General features: G+C 35.4%; 22 protein-coding genes. 5 read left to right on the top strand and 17 right to left on the bottom strand.

Annotated elements, in window-relative coordinates; genetic code table 11:
* Window positions 1–2: 2 nt before the first annotated feature.
* From pstA to ABC346_RS06130, 7 genes are all read right to left on the bottom strand, one after another.
* Window positions 3–893, bottom strand: coding sequence for a phosphate ABC transporter permease PstA (gene pstA / locus ABC346_RS06160; RefSeq protein WP_413234010.1), 891 nt, complete (start codon window positions 891–893; stop codon window positions 3–5).
* Window positions 894–1,844 (bottom strand): phosphate ABC transporter permease subunit PstC, encoded by a 951-nt coding sequence (pstC, locus tag ABC346_RS06155; protein WP_413234009.1) that lies wholly within the window; start codon window positions 1,842–1,844, stop codon window positions 894–896.
* Window positions 1,845–1,937: 93 nt separating this feature from the next.
* Window positions 1,938–2,909, bottom strand: coding sequence for a PstS family phosphate ABC transporter substrate-binding protein (locus tag ABC346_RS06150; RefSeq protein ID WP_413234008.1), 972 nt, complete (start codon window positions 2,907–2,909; stop codon window positions 1,938–1,940).
* A 215-nt stretch (window positions 2,910–3,124) separates the two neighbouring features.
* The gene (locus tag ABC346_RS06145; RefSeq protein ID WP_413234007.1) at window positions 3,125–3,811 is read right to left on the bottom strand and encodes an ABC transporter ATP-binding protein; all 687 of its coding nucleotides are present in this window, start codon (window positions 3,809–3,811) and stop codon (window positions 3,125–3,127) included.
* A 6-nt stretch (window positions 3,812–3,817) separates the two neighbouring features.
* Window positions 3,818–4,885 carry an ABC transporter permease gene (locus tag ABC346_RS06140; RefSeq protein ID WP_413234006.1) on the bottom strand — a complete coding sequence of 356 codons (1,068 nt, stop codon included), beginning with the start codon at window positions 4,883–4,885 and terminating at the stop codon, window positions 3,818–3,820.
* Between the two features lie 227 nt (window positions 4,886–5,112).
* Window positions 5,113–6,606, bottom strand: coding sequence for a peptide MFS transporter (locus ABC346_RS06135; RefSeq protein WP_017798363.1), 1,494 nt, complete (start codon window positions 6,604–6,606; stop codon window positions 5,113–5,115).
* A gap of 271 nt (window positions 6,607–6,877) precedes the next feature.
* On the bottom strand, window positions 6,878–7,021 hold the full coding sequence (locus ABC346_RS06130; protein WP_017798364.1) for a hypothetical protein: 144 nt from the start codon (window positions 7,019–7,021) through the stop codon (window positions 6,878–6,880).
* Between the two features lie 134 nt (window positions 7,022–7,155).
* Here ABC346_RS06130 and ABC346_RS06125 point away from each other — a divergent pair, with 134 nt between their 5' ends.
* The 3 genes from ABC346_RS06125 to ABC346_RS06115 all read left to right on the top strand — a co-directional run bounded on the left by ABC346_RS06125 (window position 7,156) and on the right by ABC346_RS06115 (window position 8,894).
* Window positions 7,156–7,356, top strand: coding sequence for a helix-turn-helix transcriptional regulator (locus ABC346_RS06125; protein WP_413234005.1), 201 nt, complete (start codon window positions 7,156–7,158; stop codon window positions 7,354–7,356).
* Window positions 7,353–7,820, top strand: a complete 468-nt coding sequence (locus ABC346_RS06120; protein WP_017798366.1) for a hypothetical protein — start codon at window positions 7,353–7,355, stop codon at window positions 7,818–7,820. Before ABC346_RS06125 ends, ABC346_RS06120 begins: the two co-directional genes overlap by 4 nt.
* 273 nt (window positions 7,821–8,093) lie before the next feature.
* Window positions 8,094–8,894, top strand: a complete 801-nt coding sequence (locus tag ABC346_RS06115) for an N-acetylmuramoyl-L-alanine amidase (protein ID WP_413234004.1) — start codon at window positions 8,094–8,096, stop codon at window positions 8,892–8,894.
* Between the two features lie 112 nt (window positions 8,895–9,006).
* On the opposite strand, the gene ABC346_RS06110 is transcribed toward ABC346_RS06115, so the two are convergent.
* On the bottom strand, window positions 9,007–9,429 hold the full coding sequence (locus tag ABC346_RS06110) for a pyridoxamine 5'-phosphate oxidase family protein (protein WP_017798368.1): 423 nt from the start codon (window positions 9,427–9,429) through the stop codon (window positions 9,007–9,009).
* 166 nt (window positions 9,430–9,595) lie between these two features.
* Between ABC346_RS06110 and ABC346_RS06105 the strand changes: the two genes are divergently transcribed.
* A complete protein-coding gene (locus tag ABC346_RS06105) occupies window positions 9,596–10,258 on the top strand; it encodes a lysoplasmalogenase (protein ID WP_017798369.1) in 663 nt (220 codons plus the stop codon).
* A 213-nt stretch (window positions 10,259–10,471) separates the two neighbouring features.
* Here the strand turns inward: ABC346_RS06105 and ABC346_RS06100 are convergent, their stop codons facing one another.
* From ABC346_RS06100 to ABC346_RS06060, 9 genes are all read right to left on the bottom strand, one after another.
* Window positions 10,472–11,719, bottom strand: a complete 1,248-nt coding sequence (locus ABC346_RS06100; protein WP_017798370.1) for a YeeE/YedE family protein — start codon at window positions 11,717–11,719, stop codon at window positions 10,472–10,474.
* A gap of 257 nt (window positions 11,720–11,976) precedes the next feature.
* Window positions 11,977–13,503 carry a D-alanyl-D-alanine carboxypeptidase/D-alanyl-D-alanine endopeptidase gene (gene dacB, locus ABC346_RS06095; RefSeq protein ID WP_413234003.1) on the bottom strand — a complete coding sequence of 509 codons (1,527 nt, stop codon included), beginning with the start codon at window positions 13,501–13,503 and terminating at the stop codon, window positions 11,977–11,979.
* Between the two features lie 213 nt (window positions 13,504–13,716).
* Window positions 13,717–14,079, bottom strand: a complete 363-nt coding sequence (locus ABC346_RS06090) for a hypothetical protein (RefSeq protein WP_413234002.1) — start codon at window positions 14,077–14,079, stop codon at window positions 13,717–13,719.
* A complete protein-coding gene (locus tag ABC346_RS06085; RefSeq protein ID WP_017798373.1) occupies window positions 14,079–14,615 on the bottom strand; it encodes an acyl-CoA thioesterase in 537 nt (178 codons plus the stop codon). The genes ABC346_RS06090 and ABC346_RS06085 overlap by 1 nt, the downstream gene beginning before the upstream one ends.
* Window positions 14,616–14,929: 314 nt before the next feature.
* Complete coding sequence (locus ABC346_RS06080; RefSeq protein ID WP_017798374.1) at window positions 14,930–15,805, bottom strand: LysR family transcriptional regulator; 876 nt, start codon at window positions 15,803–15,805, stop codon at window positions 14,930–14,932.
* A 371-nt stretch (window positions 15,806–16,176) separates the two neighbouring features.
* On the bottom strand, window positions 16,177–16,722 hold the full coding sequence (locus ABC346_RS06075) for an NADPH-dependent FMN reductase (protein ID WP_413236518.1): 546 nt from the start codon (window positions 16,720–16,722) through the stop codon (window positions 16,177–16,179).
* Between the two features lie 170 nt (window positions 16,723–16,892).
* Entirely contained in the window at window positions 16,893–17,462 is a 570-nt protein-coding gene (locus ABC346_RS06070; RefSeq protein ID WP_413234001.1) for an NADPH-dependent FMN reductase, read from the bottom strand.
* 128 nt (window positions 17,463–17,590) lie between these two features.
* Window positions 17,591–17,983, bottom strand: coding sequence for an OsmC family protein (locus ABC346_RS06065; protein ID WP_413234000.1), 393 nt, complete (start codon window positions 17,981–17,983; stop codon window positions 17,591–17,593).
* Window positions 17,973–18,311, bottom strand: a complete 339-nt coding sequence (locus ABC346_RS06060) for an MGMT family protein (RefSeq protein WP_017798378.1) — start codon at window positions 18,309–18,311, stop codon at window positions 17,973–17,975. The genes ABC346_RS06065 and ABC346_RS06060 overlap by 11 nt, the downstream gene beginning before the upstream one ends.
* Before the next feature lie 143 nt (window positions 18,312–18,454).
* Between ABC346_RS06060 and ABC346_RS06055 the strand changes: the two genes are divergently transcribed.
* Window positions 18,455–18,628: an H-type small acid-soluble spore protein gene (locus tag ABC346_RS06055; protein ID WP_017798379.1), complete on the top strand. Its 174-nt coding sequence runs from the start codon at window positions 18,455–18,457 to the stop codon at window positions 18,626–18,628.
* Window positions 18,629–18,632: the final 4 nt, after the last annotated feature.

The raw sequence follows: 18,632 nt of genomic DNA, 5'->3' as shown, positions 1-18,632 counted from the left end.
TTTTAATATCGCTGTTGAAATTTATTTCGGATAATAATAGCAATCGAGTTTAATAGGAACAGTAAAACTAGCAATACAATAATAGTTGCTGCTGCTAGATAGGCATACTCCGCGATCAATGAAGAATCTAACGTCCAATAATAAATTTGCATTGGCAAGGCAGTAAACGTATCAAATAGTCCACCAGGGAATGGAATAAGCAATGCCGGTATTCCTAGCACTGTAAGTGGTGCTGTTTCCCCGATTGCTCTAGATAAGGCTAGAATCGATCCGGTTAATATCCCAGGTAGTGCAGCTGGTAACACTATTTTTTTCACCGTTTGCCATTTGGTTGCTCCCATACCATACGATGCTTCACTAAGGTGACCAGGGACCGCTCGAATTGCTTCTTGTGACGCCACAATAACAATTGGTAATACTAATAGTGATAGAGTTAATCCTCCAGCTAAGATGACATTCCCAAATTCTAAAGCTCGAACAAATAAGGTTAAACCGAGTAAACCATAGACTATCGATGGTACACCTGCAAGGTTAGAAATATTTGTTGCTATAAACGATTGGAACTTACCTTTTTTGGCATATAACTCCAAATATATTGCTGTTCCTACGCCAATTAGCATCGTTACCGGGATTACAATCAGCATTAACCAAGCTGTTCCTAATATTGCTCCCATAATACCTGCTCTCTCAGGTGCAGTAGAAAGGTGACCTGTTAAGAAATCCCAGTTAATATAGGTGACTCCTTGTGTCAGTACTCGAATAATTAAAACTGCCAATACTACTAATCCGAACATCGTTGCTGCTAAAAACAGATATTTTGACAGATTATTTTTTCGGATACGAGATGACATCCGTTTCTGTACTTGCTCTATATCCACATACTTTGTGCTCATCTAGTATTCCTCCCTAAACTTACGGGAAATATATCTTGCTAGTAAGTTCATGATTAAAGTGAAAACAAATAGTGTTAGTGCTACTGCATATAAACTGTAATAGATTGTAGACCCTGCTGGAGCTTCCCCACCAGAGACTTCAACGATATACGCAGTCATCGTTTGCATCGATTGCGTAATATCGAAGGTAAAGTTTTTCGAACTTCCGCTTGCAATTGTTACAATCATTGTTTCTCCAATTGCACGGGATATACCTAATACAAATGAAGATATAATACCCGATAATGCAGCTGGAATAACGACTTTAAAAGTTGTTTCTAATCTTGTTGCACCTAACGCTAATGCCCCTTCACGCATTGAATTCGGTACAGAAGACATTGCATCTTCTGATAAAGAAGCAATCATCGGAATAATCATTACTCCCATCACGATACCAGGACTTAATATATTGGTAGCTTCTACGGAAGGAAAAATCATCCGGATCAAAGGTGTTACGAATGTAAATGCAAAGAAACCATAAACAATCGTTGGAATTCCTGCTAATATTTCTAATAAAGGTTTTACTGTACGACGTACTTTATCTGATGCAAATTCACTTAGGTAAACAGCTGACATTAAACCTACTGGCCCTGCAACGAACATTGCAATAATCGAAGATATTATAGTACCGGTTAATAATGGGAGGACGCCAAATTCCGGATTTTGACTTAGTGGTTTTAATACTGTACCTGTGAAAAATTCAATAATTGGTACTCGTTGAAAAAACTCTATTGATTCAGCTAATAACGTATATATAATACCTGCTGTTGTTAGAATAGATATGGATGCAATTAATACCAGAAATATCGGTACTAGTTTCTCTGTGATTTGAGAAACACTCTTTTTTTGCTTATTTGCCTCAATCATCTCTCTAACAGAAACAGTGTTTTTATTTTCGCTGCTTGCTGCCATTCTTAAAGCACTCCTTCTTCGCGCTTACACTTACAACAAGATGAGAACCAACAATATTATCGGTCCTCACCTCGACAAGAATATTCGACTAATTTATTTTAATGCTTCTAGTTCTTCTACAAGACCTTGGGCCTCTTCTTCAGGAATCGGTGCAAAACCTGTTTCTCCTGCAAATGTATTCACGTTATTCATAATATAAATCGCGTAGTCGAGGACTTGAGGTTTTTCTTCTGCGTTACCTACATTAAGATACGTAAATACTGGACGTGTGTAGTCTGCATAAGCTCCATCTTCAGCTATAGTGTCTAATGACGGTTCAACTGGGCCATCCCCAAAGTCAATATTCACTGCTTGAATCGTATCTTGGTTACTATTGTAATAACCAAATCCAAAGAATCCAATTGCATTTTCATCTTGGGAAATTAAAGTTACAAGTGTGGAATAATCTTGTTGTAGATCAATTCCATCTACTAAATCTTGTTCTTCTAGAATATTTTCATAAAAGAACTCATACGTTCCGTGATTCTCATTTGGCCCATAAGGTTGAATTGCTTCGTCCGGCCATGAGGAATCGATATCCGACCAATTTGTATATTCACCGGTAAAGATTCCTGCTACTTGTTCTGGTGTTAATTCGGTTGCCCAATCATTATCTGGATGGGTAACAATGGTTAATCCATCAAGTGCAACCTTTAATTCTTTCACATCAATGCCTAGTTCATCAGCTTTTGCTTGTTCTTCTTCTTTTATTTCACGAGAAGCATCATTAAAGTCTGTCCCATTTTCGGCTAAGAATTTCTCAAAGCCAGCACTTGTTCCAGCACGACTAACTTCTACTGATACTCCTGGTTGTTCATTAATCATATACTCTTCTGCGAGACGAGCCATTAGTGGATAAACCGTGCCTGATCCATCAATTGCAACGCTACCTTCTAATTCTTCGGAATTACCAGTGGATTCTGATTCATTATCTGATTCACCACTTGCATCGTCAGATCCACATGCTGCTAATAGTACAAACAACATTGGTATAAATAATACAAAAGCAAACTTCTTGAAATTCATTTTTAGGTCCTCCCCCTAATTTATGTTTGTATATTTATAGGCTCATTTCCTGCCCTCACTTGTAAGTATAGGAGGCTAATATTAAGTTAGTTTGTGTTAAGTGTTAAGTATTTGTAAATTTATAGTACAATGAACTCATGAATTAGTTAATAACGTTAAAAAACTGCCCCTCAAGTCATGTGAGACTTGTATGAGACAGTTTTTTCCATTTATTCTTATTCAGATTGTAATTTTGATTGTAATTCCATTTGTCCATCAGTTATCTGATACACCTTGTCACAGTCATCTATTAATCTGGTGTCATGTGTAACAACAATAGTAGTAGTATGTTTTTCTTTCGTAACCTCTTTTAGCATACGCATTACTTCAAATGCCCGATCTGAATCTAACGAGGCAGTTGGTTCATCAGCAAGAATAATACTAGGATTTGTGTATAGTGCTTTTGCGATTGCAACTCTTTGACGTTCCCCTCCAGATAGATCTCTTGGAAAGTTTTTTAGTAAATGTTCAATTCCTAAAGACGTATATAATTGCTCTAGCTCTTCTCCCTTTAAATTATTCTTTTTCACTTTATCTAACAATTGCATTTGTTGTTTTATATTTAAAAATGGAACAAGATTCGAAGCCTGTAGTACGAATCCTACTTCTTTCAAGCGAACTTTTGAACGTTTTTTCTCATTAAGTTCAGTTATTGGTGTTCCATTAATATATACATCACCATTAGATGGAGTTTGTAAACCACCTGCTATAGTTAAAAAAGTACTCTTCCCAGATCCAGATGGACCAATTACTGCAATGAGTTCTCCTGCTTTTGCTTCAAAATTCGTTTGCTTCATGGCTTCCACTTTTGTATGTCCGGATCCAAAGACTTTTTCTACATTTTTTAGTTGTAAAATTGTCATCGTTACTTACCCTCCAATCGCTTTCAGTGGATCAATTTTCACTATTGTTTGCACCGATATAAATGCTCCAATAACTGAAACTAGAATGAGAACAACGGCATAGACAAACATATCAAGATAATTAAACGAAACTGGTACTTCTGGTGGCAAGAAATAACCTGTAAGAATGGTAAATACTAGACCAATGATTACCCCCGCTAACGACAGGAGAAATGTTTGTGCAATCACAGATTTTGCTAAATAACGAGAAGAAATACCCTGTGCTTTCATCACGCCAAAGATGCTTACTTTTTGAATGGTCAATACATATAAGAATATAGCTAGAATAACAGCAGATATAACAAATAAGAAATAAATCATGAAAGATAGGGTTAAGTTTTGCTCCGTATAACCAGGAAGATTTTCGATAAATGTTTGGGTATCAACTACCTGTAGTTCTTCATCTACAGCTACTTCATTCAAGTTATTCGAACGGACCACAAATGCATTTACTTGTTCGCTTCCCTGCTCGACTGCTTCTCCATATTGCAACGTTTGTAATGTCTCAAAATCTGTATACAAAACAGGAGCTGCATTAAATCGAGCACTGTCAGTAAAGCCCACAATGGTTAACGTTTCATCAATTGAAGAAAGCGATAATTCATCTCCTACCGCAAACCCTTCTTGTTTAAGGGATTCATCTGCAATCACTTCACCTTCATCAGCAAACTCTTCTCCCTCTGTCACATTTGGCATAATAAACTCGTCTTTATGTATTCCAAATATGAATGTATTGGCTTTATTATCTCCATTGCTTGCAATCGCACTTTGTTGTCCTAATTCAGCATATTCCTCTGAACCATCTCCTTGGTAATCATCCGCTTGCATGACGGATTGTTGTAATCGCAAATCAGATTCTTCCGTAAGAATAATACCGTCTGCTTCCCATTTATCGACTGCTTCTTTATTTAAATCCTCTAATCCATTGGCCAGACCAGATAAAAAGAACACAAGATAAGAAACAAGCATTAATACTCCGATAACAAGAGTAAATCGAAGTTTATTATTTTTAATTTCGTTCCATGCTAAAAACATCTACGTACCTCATTCCTATTCTTTTTAGTAACATAATATAGTTTAATCCTTTCCTTTTATTTATGCTAATTAAACATTTCTTAGTATACTTATTCGTCATGTTAACGATAGTACCATCCCTCAATTGTACTGCAAACCAAAAAAAACCGAACTACAATTTTCAAATGATATGATTGTAGTCCGGCTCATCCCTTTTTGTTATTTATATTTTATCTGTACCTTTAAATTTAATTTACACCTTTCATAAACACATGGATTTTCTTAGACATTAGATATAATAATACTCCTAGAAGTATAGCAATACCTCCAATTACACCAAAATACACAACTTCTGTTTCTGGAGTATACAGTTTTACAATTTGCGCATTAATTGCTTGTGCAGATGCATTGGATAAGAACCATAAACTCATTGTCTGAGCTGAGAAAGCATTCGGCGCAAGTTTTGTTGTCGCTGATAATCCAACTGGTGATAAGCATAGCTCACCAATAACTACTAAGAAGAAACTTAAAACTAACCACATCGGATTAACTAAACTATCAGTTCCATTCATTGTCGCTGGGAAAAGCAACACTAAGAAAGATAAACCTGCAAATAGTAGTCCAACTGAGAATTTCTTCGGTGTTGAAGGTTGTCTTTCACCTAGCTTCACCCAAAGTCCCGCAAACATTGGTGCCAGAACAACAATAAATAATGGATTTAGCGATTGGAACCAAGAAGATTGTAATTGAATTCCTAAAAAGTTCAAGTCAGTTCTCTTATCAGCGTATTCTGCTAAAATAATCGAACCTTGTTCTTGTATTGCCCAAAACATTATTGCCGCAATAAACAACGGGATATATGCAATTAAACGTGATTTTTCATCTGCATCCGTTTTTGGACTACGATACATAACAATAAAGTAAATTGTAGGAATTAATACACCTAGAATACTAACTACATACGTGAATCCATTAATCGTTAAAATTCCTGTTGGTATAGTTATTAATCCTAAAATAGCAATTACCAATGCACCTAACCCAATTCGTGAGAATACTTTTTTCTTCTCATCTCTTTTAAGTGGATTCGGTACATACGTTCCAGCAAGTCCTAAATATTTTCTTTTCGTAACTATAAACACAATTAAGCCAATTAACATACCAATTGCAGCTATACTAAAACCTAAATGATAATTATATTCTTGACCTAAAGTACCAACGACTAACGGCGCAATTAAAGCTCCCATATTGATACCCATATAGAAAATACTGAAACCAGAATCGCGTCTCACGTCTGTGGGGCTATATAGTTCTCCAACAACACTTGATACAACTGGTTTTAATAATCCAGTACCCACAATTATTAAGAACATAGAAATAAATAATCCTGTAACTCCAGCTGGTAGTGCTAAAACAATATGACCAGCCATAATAAGTACACCGCCATAAAATACGGTTTGTTGATTACCTAGTAATCGGTCAGCGATCCAACCACCAATAATTCCTGACATATATACTAATGAACCATAAATAGCCATTATCGATTTCGCTGTGGCATCATCCATTCCTAAGCCGCCACTAGAAACCTCGGTATACATATAATAAAGTAATAGTGCACGCATTCCATAATAAGAAAAACGTTCCCAAAATTCAGTGAAAAATAGTGTAAAGAGTCCTTTTGGATGTCCAAAGAATCCTTTCTGGGGAACACTTTTTACTATTTCTTCTTTGCTGTACTGTGACATTTTCCTAATCTCCTTTTACATACTTCTGAATTGACTGACAATTAACTTTTTTACAATAGAAAAATAGTACACCTATCAAATTAAGTCGTCAACCGCTTTAGAAGTATGCAAAATTTACTAAAATAACAAAAATATTTTACTCTTTATCCATTTTCTATTTAGTTAAAATAGAATAAAATCCCATCTAATAAGGTTGTGTTCGTTTTCATTCAATAAAAAGACAGGTGACTTAAAAATCACACTGCCTCTTTTAACTGTAAAAATTTACATGTTATTGTTTTCTACTTTTATACTCATTTGGAGTGCCCCTTTGATCTTCACTATGATTTTTAAAAGGGCTTTTTCTTCCGTTACGCTTTTCTCCAGAACTAGAATTCTCCTTGAATTGATTATTATTGTTATGTTTTTCAGACATTTTAATCTTCCTCCTTTATATCCTCAAATCTATTTTCTTCTAGCGAACAGTATTTATGCATTTATTGACTTGCCAATAAATGCAATATATAATTTACATAAGGAATATATGTATTGCATTATAAGGAGAATGATATGGTCAATCGTGTGAAATTAACTCGAATAGAAAAAGGTATAACGCAACAACAATTAGCAGCCCGAACAGGTATAACAAGGCAAACAATTGGATTAATAGAAAAAGGGCAATACAACCCGACTCTACAACTATGTATTAAAATAGCAAAAAATCTAGATGTAACGTTAAATGATCTATTTTGGGAGGAGAATAACTCATGAATTCGTGGTTAAATGTATTTCTGCCTACAGATGAATACAAAAAACAAAGAGTACTATATTTCTTAGCTGAAGGTGGTAGTGTATTAGCTTTGTATTTAATACTTATGCTGATTTTTATGGAGTTCGTTACAATAATAGAGTGGAATTCTTTATTAATTTTATGGATTGGTTTAATCATCTTCTTTTTTTATGTATTTGCAAGATATACTTTATCGGGTATTGAATACACGGATATTATGACAGCTTCTCAGCTTAACAAATCCAAAAGAGGACTTCGTAAAAAAAGCATATTTTTTGGAACTTTTATGATTATAGGCCTCTACATAACTCATCTTATTGGATTACAAAATGGAGATTGGTACGACCCCCTCGGAGTCGGAATATTAGCAGGATTTTTTATGTACATATTTGAATTAACTTCACTTAAACGATCTTATCGAAAGAATAAAGACCTTATCGACTAATCTATATACATAAGAAGCAGATTCTTTATGCAATTAATAATTGCAAGGGAATGATTTTGTCTCATGGTCTTCAGTAATTTCTTTCTTATTCTATAAAGGTACAAATGTAAATTGATAATATTTTATATCTTTCCTTCTTTTTTAGTATGTCCGTCGATTATAGGAATGATAAATGTGGATACACTGGAGTGGATTTATACGACACTCATGTTGTTTGTCCACGCTCTTCTATTTATCATCCATATACTATAATCGAGAGGAGGAAAAGAACTAATGAAACTATACCTTGATCCCGGACATGGTGGTAGTGATCCTGGAGCTACAGGTAATGGACTACAAGAAAAAACGATCAATCTAGATATCGCTATACGAATACGAAATTTATTACTCTCTAATTACAACAATGTATCTGTAAAAATGAGCAGGACAACAGATAGTACAAAAAGCTTAGCTCAACGAACAACCGAGGCGAACAATTGGAATGCAGACTATTTTCTTTCTATTCATTGTAACTCCTTTAATGGTTCAGCTGATGGCTACGAGGACTTTATCCACAATAGTCTATCGGATCAATCGATCACTGCTAGATATCAAACCATTATTCATGAAGAGGTAAGTAAAGTTAATCAACTGCGAAACCGCGGTAAAAAGAAAGCAAATTTCCATGTACTACGCGAATCCTATATGCCTGCGCTTCTCACAGAGAACGGTTTTATTGACCATAGCGGCGATGCAGCAAAATTACGTGATTCTTCATGGCGACAACGTGTCGCACAAGGTCATGTCAATGGATTGGCTCTAGCTTTCCAACTTCAACCTAAGAATAATACGCCTGATCCTTCTCCTAACTTTTATAAAGTAATTGCCGGATCATTCAGACAACGAGATAACGCAGAAGAACGTGTAGATCTTCTATCGGCCGAAGATATGGAAGCAATTATTGTACCAGTAACTATATCTGGACAACAGTGGTATCGTGTTCAATCCGGTGCATTTCGTGATCGCGACAATGCTAATACTAGAATAAATCAATTACAAGAACTAGGAATTGAGGCATTCATCATCAACGAGTAAAAAAACAACTGGAGCACTATTGAATAACTACTTCATACTTCACTATCTTACCTCCAAATGTAGATAGTATTAGTAGATATTCTATTAGTCGCTTTCCAGTTGTTTTTTTATTTTATAGATGGAGTTCTTTTGGTGACTCTCCTTTTTTATTCATAACTCGAATCGCAGTTGGTTCCACTTTTAATAAAATATAAGAAGGATCATCTGGACCGGAGAAATAAGTCTTCATATCTTCATTCCATAATTGCTTTTTTAATTCTGGGCTGGTTTCAAAAGAAACTTTTCCCTGATATTCCACATACTCATCCCCAAACCCTTCCCCTTCATAACCAATCAATATATGTGTCCAAGGGTTTGATTCAATTTCATCTACCTTATCTGTTTCTTTATCTGTCGCTGTATATAGAGTTAATTCACGATGGAAGTATAGCATATAACGAGAATGTGGTTTATCATTCTTCACCGTAGCCATTGTACCGATCGGACTTTCACTTAAGATTTGATCTACTTTTTTCCTTATTGATTCTTGACTCAACATAAACACTCCTTATACCAATTATATGTAATAGTATGCCTACAAAAACAAATTTTCATGAATTATTTTCGTTTCTAACTATAAATATTTGTTTATAAAAAAGGATATTCTCTTCTTCTCTAGAAAAGATAAAGGTAAGTAGTTTTTGTATAGAGGAGTGTTCATTATGGTATTGTATCGTCTTCCCATATTAATTCTCACAACAAGTATTGTTTATATATTTATTTCTCCATCAGAACCATTTGTCTTCAGCTTATTTTTTAAAGTAATACCAATGATTCTAATCATTATTTATGCTACAGAGCAAATGCCGCCCGAAAAAAACGCGACGCATTGGTTTATTCTTATTGGCTTATGCTTTTGTATTATTGGTGATGCTACTCTACATTGGTTTATCATTGGTTTAACAGCATTTTTACTTGGTCATGTAAGTTATACGTTAGGTTTTATTAAACAAAGGAATTATTCTTTGAAAAAAGGTATAGCTATTATCCCGATTACCGCATTTGCAATTTGGATGGGTATACAACTCCTAACTTCGCTTCAAGAAAGCGGGCAACAGCATCTTATTATCCCAGTTATTGCCTATATCACTATAATAAGTACCATGGCATTTACAGCGATTTTGACAGGAAATCGTTGGGCAATTATAGGCAGTATACTATTTCTGATATCAGACTCTATTCTTTCTTGGAATATGTTTATCTCTTCTTTTTCAATTGCAGGGGATTTAGTAATGCTTACATACTATAGTGCGCAATTTTTAATTGCCCACAGTTTATTCACAATCGTACCGGGAACGGGCAATACTAAACCAATCATTTGGTAAGTATTACTGAAGACAAAGGTTCTAACGCCTATATAAAACGTAGCAAGTGGGAAAGTCTTATTTATCTAAGGACGATTTCGTAAAGTTGCCTAGGAGGCGCTTGCGAGGAAAGTGGCTGATTCAGGTATTTAAGTATCTGTAGCACACAAATTTATATTTCCAATCCACTAGAAAACCCCGAGCATTCATGCCCGGGGTCTATAATTCCATTCCCTAACAAAACTGATCATTCTTATTCGGATTCATCATACCAAATAATGGCCGCAGGAATAATGCCACACCGGTTCCTAACAATGCCATGATTGCCCATACCCAGCCATGAAGACTGAATGAGGAGATTCCACCGAAATAAGCTCCAATGTTACAACCAAATGCTAGACGAGCTCCATAGCCCATTAGTAATCCACCAAAGATAGCAGCTCCTGCTACCCCTGGTTTAATTTTACGAGGCTTAAAATTACCTTGCGCAGTTACTGCAATAAATGCTCCTAAAATAATTCCAAAGTTCATTACACTTGTAGAATCCATCAATACGGATTGAGAAAGTGCGTTTGCTGCATCCCCTGAAAAATAACCCCAAGATGACACATCAATACCAACCGCTTGTAAGGTTTTACCTCCCCATAAAGCAAATGCAGAAGTAATTCCCCAAGGTGTTCCGCGCACAAGTAGGACAAGTGCGTTTAATGCCGCTAAAATTACACCAGCGATAAATAGTGGCCATGCTCCACGGAAGACAAGCTTCCAACCTTTACCTTTTGCTAAAGGCTTCATTGCTGGTGGATTTTTACGTTTCGCTACGATTAGCGTAATCCAATAAATCAAACCAAACAATAGAAGTTGGACTACCCAACCTCCAAAAAATCCTAATCCTGTCGATTCAGCAAGTGAAATCGGTGGTAAGGATGGAGTTTCTGTCCAAAAAGGTAAATGGTATGCACCGAGGGTAGAACCGATAATGAAAGCAGTTAGTGTAAGAATCATTGAAGATGCTCCACCACCAAGGTTATACAATGTGCCTGATGCACAACCGTTACCTAATTGCATACCAATTCCAAATAAAAATGCTCCGACAAGTACACTCACCCCTACTGGTGAAACATACCCTTGTGGCTCTACACCTGTAAAACTAAAACCATTACTTAAAATAATTGCAAATAATGTTGTTGAAACTACAAACATCAGAAGATGCGCTTGAATACCTTGAACATTACCAACAGATGCCAGTCTTCTAAATGCTGAAGTAAAGCCAAAACGAGCATAAAGTAATGTTGCACCTAACGCTAACCCTAAAATAAATAATACGCCTTGTACCCAGTCAGCAGTTATTACTATTGCTGATAATAGAATAATAGATACGATAATCCCTAATATAAGAAGGGGCTTTTGCATAGGATTTAGGTCCGCTAAAACTGTTGTCTGTTTTTGCGTAAAACTTTTTTGTGTTACGGATTGCTCCATCGAAAACCCTCTTTTCCAATTAATTTACTAAGGATTAAGGATACACGATTTATTTTGAAATGTAAATAGCTTTGCTTGGCCTAATTTCATCACGTTTAGATTAAAAAATTTTTAAATCAATCAATTTCATAATTAATATATCTGGTGTTTGAATGAAACTTAGCAATTATGAAATTGACTCACATACAAAAAGCAAATGAAATATACACCTCTAGAGGGCTATTATTTCACTTGCTCAGTAACATCTTTTATATATTTTAAAATTCATGACCTGCTATCGTATTTACAATACTATCTTCAATACTCCTTATTGTAGCGCTTGAACCAAGAAAGTTATTAATAAGTATAGAGAAAATAACTTCCTCCCCATCAGCCGTTGTTACATATCCCGATAATGTAGATACTCCTGTAATCGATCCCGTTTTTGCAATTGCATTTTCTGTTGCATGGCTATCTGTCATTCGATTTCGGAGTGTGCCACCAATCATTCTTTCTGGATGTCCAGCTACCGGTAATGCTGTTTGAAAAGAAGTAAACCAATCTTTATCTTGAATAACATACAGAAGTTCCGATAGTTCTACTGCAGGAATCAAATTCTTATGCGACATTCCTGAACCATCTCGTAAAAGAATAGTATCCATGTTCAACCCCAGTTCAACAAGAACATCCTCCATTACTGCTAACCCTTCATCCCAACTGCCTTCGTCCCCAATCATTTTTCCCATTTCTTTTACAAGTGTTTCCCCATGTCCATTATTACTTAACTTCATAAAGGGAACTAGCAGTTCTTTTAACGGCATGGATTCTTTAGCGACAAGAACTTTAGCAGAAGCAGGAGTTTCTTCAAGCCGATCTTTAGATTTACCAATGAACGTTATTCCTTCATCTTCTAAGGTTTGCCTAAACACACTAATAACATAATTTGTTGGTTCCCAAACAGATGCCCAAGATCGGGATAGCGATCCGTCTTTTGGCATCTCTCCTTCAATAACAATTGTATTGTTTCCGTGTTGTCGTTCAATTGAAATATCTTTCTCTTCTCCATTAGCGACCATCTTGGTTTTATTCTCAATGGTAATATAATTATTTTCTGGAGTTACTGTTACTTCTGCTTTCTTTCCTTTTTTACTAGGACTGACCTCAACAATAACCGTTCCTGCATCATAATCATCATCAGGTGACATCGTTAATGCAGATACCTGCGCTCCCGTGTAAAACGGTTCATCTGACCAATTTAAGTCTTGAGAAAGACGAACATCATCATACCATGTGTCATCTCCAACTAAATCACCTTTAATTTTTTGAATGCCTTGTTTCTTTAACTCTTTGGCGAATGCTTCAAGATCAGATAGTAGTAAGGTAGGATCTCCTTTTCCCTTCACATAAACATCCCCATGAAGGACCTTCCCACGGATCTTCCCCTCCGTAAGCACTTCCGTTGTAAAGCGATAATCAGGACCTAACGTTTCCAATGCCGATGCAGCAGTTAAGATTTTCATATTGGATGCCGGATGTAAACGAATATCACCATTTCTAGAAAATAACTGATCACCATTCGCTGCATCCAACACACTAATCCCTGTAACGCCACCTTCTAGATTAGGATTATCTAAAATGACGGCTAATTTCTCTTCTAACGATGCATCTTCTAGTTGTGTAATGTCCGTTTCGTTTGTTGCATCAATCTTTGTTTCAAGTTGTGGATAAAATAGCAATAACCCACTAATTATTGTAATTAATCCAGCGAGAACGACTAATTTACTAACAAAGGCTTTACGATTCATGGACACACACCCTTCTTTTTTAATATTCTAATAATTATATAACATTTTCCAATTCACAAATAGTTATTCTAAGTAAATATGTCCTTTTGAACTAGAAAAAGAATTTGAACAGGACTATTTCTTATTAACAAACACTCTATCGTCGTAAGCCAATTTATCTATAAACCAAAAAAACAGCTACCTTACACATGTAAGTATAGCTGCTTCGGTCAATTATAATACTTCTGGCCCCACAAGTTTTTCTGGTTTTACTCCAAGGATTAATTTGCATATAGCTCTGAATCCAATTCCTTCATTTGCAGAAAAGAATTCTAAAACACTAGCAGATTCTTGGTTCTCTTTAAACGCATCAATTTCCCGTTTATATAATTCGATAATATGGTAAGGAACTTCCGCATTCTCATGAGAAGATTTTCCGATTAATTGTTTGCCAAAATATTGATAATCAACGCTCAACTGCCGCGTTAGTTGTACTAGTTCAACTAAACGCTGATATAGTTTTGGCTGTTCATTCTGTATTTGCATTAATTCACTTTGCACTTGTATAACATCTGAAATAGATATGGAAATGACCATTATTTAATCCCCTCTTTATCTAAACTCCACGGTTTTTCCATAGAAAGATGGTTGACCAGTTGTTTATTTTGATCACGCTTTAACTTACGTATCTTTGCCCTTTCTTCTCCTGTTTCATATAGATATTTTTCTTCCGCTGTTTCCGGAATAACATCTGGTACAGGTATTGGATGTTTATGCTCATCCAATGCTACGAACGTCAAGAATGCTGTTGTTGCGATACGTCGTTTTCCAGTCAACATATCTTCTGCAATCACTTTACAAAAAATTTCCATTGAACTGTGTCCTGTATATGCCACAAATGATTCGATACATATCTTATCGCTTTGCATGATTGGCTGAATAAAGTTTACTGCATCTGTTGAAGCCGTAACACATTCTTTTACGCGTGAATGACTACAAGCGGACAATGTAGCACAGGCATCTAGTTTTTTCATCAGTACGCCGCCAAATAATGTGTAATAGTTATTTAAATCATTAATCAACACTTGATCGTTTTGAATAATTCGTGTTTCACTCATCTTTCTAGACGTCATGGTAGATACACCTTTCTATAGCTTTTCTATTAAGCTTACTACTCCATTGTAGGTGCCTGTATCACTATATGTACAATGCTGATTGCGAATTATAACATTACAAAATTGCATGTAAGCGTTATTTTTTATATTCGTTGAAAAATACACTTGGTCAATAATAGCGGGATACTTCAGATACACCATATATGAAAACACTATGAAGGTATCAAGATAGTACAGCGAAGACCTTGATTACAATATTTAGTAATCAAAGGCTCGCCAAATGTCCAAAGTGCAGTAAATATTTGTGGAGTGGTCTCATTTATATACCTTTTCTAAAGATTAGCTTTTACAAAACGAATAAATTCTCGGTGCATATATAATGTATCCATGCCTTTTCGCCAAATAAGCGCAAGTGACCATTCTATTTTCAATTGATCAAGCTCGATACTGACAACATGTCCTTTTAACTTAGTCAAAGTACTTTCTGGTAATAGGGTAATTCCTAATTGCGAAGCTACCATTTCTTCAACAAAATCTAACTGTGTTGTCTCTGAAGAAACATTAGGTTCAAATCCCACTTCCCTACATGCTTCATATACTGTATCTCTTAAGGCAAAATCATTACTAAACATAATAAAATTTTCGTCTTTAAGGGAGGATAGTTTGACTTTATCTTGATTGGCTAATAAGTGATTTCTCGAAACAACTAAGCGAAGCTGTTCCTGACCTAAAGAAAGATAATCAAATGATTGATGTTTTGTAGGAAGATAGACAACTCCAAAATCAAGTTTCCCTTCCATTACTTTTTCTTCAATTCTTTTTGAACCATCTTCCATTAATTCGAAGGTTACATCGGGGTAACTTTGGTGAAATTCTGCCATAATAGTTGAGAAGAATGCAATATTACTAACCGTTGGTAAGCCTATACGTAGATGAGCTTTCTTCCTGCCCGTTAGCTCATCTAAATCGGTTTGCATCGATTCATACTCATCAATTATATTCTTTATATACGGATAGATTACTTTTCCAGAAGATGTGATTTGCAGTTGCTTTCGTGAGCGAATAAACAATCCCGTTCCTAGCTCTTCTTCTAATGATTTGATTATTCTACTCATTGCTGGTTGTGTAATATACAGCTTATCAGCTGCTTTTGTAATACTTTTCTGTTCAACTACTGTAATAAAGCAATGCAATTGCTTCATGTCCATCTTTACCGCTCCCTTAATTTACATATGCCTTTCTTTTTACCATACGAAAGCTCTCCGATAATGTAAACCTTTTTTTCTAGACGTAAACTACGTCTATATTAAAATCAATCAAAACAAAAAGAGGGTGAGACAAAAGTATCTAATCAAAAGAGAAATCCGAATGAATAGGTATTGAAAACCGCTTCAGAAATATACTTCGCTTATCCTAAGGCGGCTGGTGAGCCTCCGGATGCTCCGCATTCCGGGGTCTCGCCTAGGCCTTGCTCCCATAGGAGTCTCCGTATATTTCTTACGCTTTTCTAGATTTCATCCGTGTCTTTTGACCAAAACTTTTTATTATGTCCCAGCCTCTTTTCTGTTCAATTTATATGTTATCCACGTAATGGTTTTAAAGCCCCTGACCAAGCAATTACTTGATCCAACATTTCGTTTGCATTTACATGATGAAAATCAGCTGGTTTAAACACACTCATATTTTCAAAGTCTGTCATAAGTGAGAAAGTAACTGCTGTACGTACGTCTGCCACTTGTAATTCACCAAGAATTAAACGTAAGTTCTCATGTGCACGCGTACCTCCCAAGCTACCGTAACCTACAAAGCCAGCAGCCTTATTGTGTACTTCCGCTTTTAGATAGTCTGTTGCATTTTTTAGTGCTCCACCAATTGCATGATTATATTCTGGTGTTACAAAAATATATCCATCAAATGATGCCATTTTTTCTGACCAACTTTGAATTGCCTGAGCTGCCTCCTCTTGATCCGATTCTTTTATTGCTGCTCCTAACATCGGAAGTGGATAATCAGCTAGATCGACTATTTCATAAGTTACTTCATCATTACGATTAGTTGCAAAATCATACATCCATTTGGCCACTGCTTCCCCATTACGACCTTGTCGTACACTTCCTAAAATAATTCCTAATCTCTTCTATACTTCCCCCTATCAATTTATATTTAATTAAACATTTATTAATTAATTATAATATAGCAAGTTTTTTTATTTATTTCAACCTTTTTCTAATAAAAAATAATAAACTTATTTTTTGTAAGTTTAAAGTATGTCAAAAACCGCAAGCTAACTTACTCTTACGGTTTAAACGAGAATGATGAAGGTTGTATTTTATTTTTTTTCATTTGTTTTGTAGATTGTATCAATTGATCAGCAAGAATAGTTAATCGATCTAACACATTTTGGTTAGTTAGTACATAATTTGTAAAATCTTTTTCTTCGATAAAAACATACTTTGGCAATACCCAACCAAGCATGTACGTTAAGATAGGTTTTAAATGCTGTTCTGGAACGAGGTAATGTTTAGCTGAACCTGCAGTAGCTAAAATTCCAATCGCTTTATCATGAAACGCATCCATTGGCAATAGGTCAAACATATTCTTTAACGTGCCTGGTATGGAGGCTTGAAATGTGGGTGTTCCAATTAATATCCCATCTGAGTCTAGAATTTTTTCTAAAACAATTTTTGTGTCCCCTGTGTAAGAATCGACCGGACGACCGTCACTAAAAACCAACTCATAATCCTTTATATCAATTAACTCTACTTCAACTGAATCATAATGATTACTTATATATTTCAAAACATGTTCTACTGCAATTCTCGTTTTCGAACCTACAATAGAGCCTGAAATTCCAACTATTTTCACGGAGCAACCTCCTTGTATGCAATACATCTAGTGTAAAATACGCTATAAATACAATATTTATTATACCGAGATATATTGCTAAAATACAATTTGTTGCTTATAAACACTTCTTACCAAACGATACTTATTTATCCTTTAGCTGGTATTACTTCAATTGTTTCTACGATCTCAATACTTCCTTTTACGGATTGCACCATCGAGCAATTTTTAGATGAAATAGCTAGGGCCTTCTCTGCTTTTTTTTGTGAGAGATTTTCTGCATATACTGTAAAATGCATGGTGATTTTTTCAATTCGGTTCGCCTCAGCTTCATTACGTTCTACTTCTGCTACAATTTGGATGTCTTTAAAATCGATTCTTTGTTTATCCATTACTTTACGAAGGACTCCACCACTACATCCTGCGACTGAAGAAACTAATAAAGCAAATGGACGAAAACCATGTTCCTCTTCTCCAGAAATTGTTAAATTTCCATAGGATAATTCTGTTTCGAATGCTTGATTATTTAAACTAAATTTCATTTATATCCTCCTCTGTTTCTTTTTCAGGAAACCATTGATAATATTCTAAAGATATTTTCCCCTGATTGTCTACTTTCACACCTTCTGATTCTAGTCTTGTTCTTTGTTCCCAAAATCCTTCTTCCGACTGAATTCCAATCTTCCCTTTTGCATTAATGACACGATGCCATGGCAAATGATACTTTTCACTCATCGAATGTAAAATTCTTACCACCTGTCTTGCTGCCCGCTTACTTCCTGCATTTGCTGCTATTTGTCCATAAGTCATCACTTTTCCATAAGGAATATCTTTGATAATTTGAATAACACGTTCTGTAAAAGGGGTCATTACACACCTCCAGTACCAGTTTTTACAACGAATATATTCGATATATGTAACAAGAATATACTATATAATTCTTCATAAGACGGACCTTAATTCACTAATCCCAATAGCTTTTAAATCATTTTTATGTAAAGGAGGAGCTTGTCTTGGATTATAATCGAGCACAGCAAATAATTGATTCATCAGAGTTGATTCAAGTTACGTATCACGGAATACCTGTATATATCCAGTCACTTGACTCAAATAACATTGCGAAAGTATTTCCTCTAGATAACATGGAAGATTTACAATTTGTTGATATTGATGGTTTACTCGAGTAAAACT

Origin of the sequence: Oceanobacillus phoenicis, from assembly GCF_047238145.1 — a bacterium.
GTDB lineage: Bacteria > Bacillota > Bacilli > Bacillales > Amphibacillaceae > Oceanobacillus.
This window is presented reverse-complemented; position numbering and strand designations above follow the sequence as displayed.

Excerpts from the sequence above, each read along its gene's own strand:
- ABC346_RS06130 (WP_017798364.1), bottom strand. The coding sequence starts at position 7,021 with ATGTCTGAAAAACATAACAATAATAATCAATTCAAGGAGAATTCTAGT.
- pstA (WP_413234010.1), bottom strand. The coding sequence starts at position 893 with ATGAGCACAAAGTATGTGGATATAGAGCAAGTACAGAAACGGATGTCA.
- pstC (WP_413234009.1), bottom strand. The coding sequence starts at position 1,844 with ATGGCAGCAAGCAGCGAAAATAAAAACACTGTTTCTGTTAGAGAGATG.
- ABC346_RS06135 (WP_017798363.1), bottom strand. The coding sequence starts at position 6,606 with ATGTCACAGTACAGCAAAGAAGAAATAGTAAAAAGTGTTCCCCAGAAA.
- ABC346_RS06080 (WP_017798374.1), bottom strand. The coding sequence starts at position 15,805 with ATGGACATGAAGCAATTGCATTGCTTTATTACAGTAGTTGAACAGAAA.
- ABC346_RS06065 (WP_413234000.1), bottom strand. The coding sequence starts at position 17,983 with ATGAAATTTAGTTTAAATAATCAAGCATTCGAAACAGAATTATCCTAT.
- ABC346_RS06140 (WP_413234006.1), bottom strand. The coding sequence starts at position 4,885 with ATGTTTTTAGCATGGAACGAAATTAAAAATAATAAACTTCGATTTACT.
- ABC346_RS06085 (WP_017798373.1), bottom strand. The coding sequence starts at position 14,615 with ATGACGTCTAGAAAGATGAGTGAAACACGAATTATTCAAAACGATCAA.
- dacB (WP_413234003.1), bottom strand. The coding sequence starts at position 13,503 with ATGAATCGTAAAGCCTTTGTTAGTAAATTAGTCGTTCTCGCTGGATTA.
- ABC346_RS06120 (WP_017798366.1), top strand. The coding sequence starts at position 7,353 with ATGAATTCGTGGTTAAATGTATTTCTGCCTACAGATGAATACAAAAAA.
- ABC346_RS06150 (WP_413234008.1), bottom strand. The coding sequence starts at position 2,909 with ATGAATTTCAAGAAGTTTGCTTTTGTATTATTTATACCAATGTTGTTT.
- ABC346_RS06060 (WP_017798378.1), bottom strand. The coding sequence starts at position 18,311 with ATGACCCCTTTTACAGAACGTGTTATTCAAATTATCAAAGATATTCCT.
- ABC346_RS06105 (WP_017798369.1), top strand. The coding sequence starts at position 9,596 with ATGGTATTGTATCGTCTTCCCATATTAATTCTCACAACAAGTATTGTT.
- ABC346_RS06145 (WP_413234007.1), bottom strand. The coding sequence starts at position 3,811 with ATGACAATTTTACAACTAAAAAATGTAGAAAAAGTCTTTGGATCCGGA.
- ABC346_RS06090 (WP_413234002.1), bottom strand. The coding sequence starts at position 14,079 with ATGGTCATTTCCATATCTATTTCAGATGTTATACAAGTGCAAAGTGAA.
- ABC346_RS06125 (WP_413234005.1), top strand. The coding sequence starts at position 7,156 with ATGGTCAATCGTGTGAAATTAACTCGAATAGAAAAAGGTATAACGCAA.
- ABC346_RS06115 (WP_413234004.1), top strand. The coding sequence starts at position 8,094 with ATGAAACTATACCTTGATCCCGGACATGGTGGTAGTGATCCTGGAGCT.
- ABC346_RS06100 (WP_017798370.1), bottom strand. The coding sequence starts at position 11,719 with ATGGAGCAATCCGTAACACAAAAAAGTTTTACGCAAAAACAGACAACA.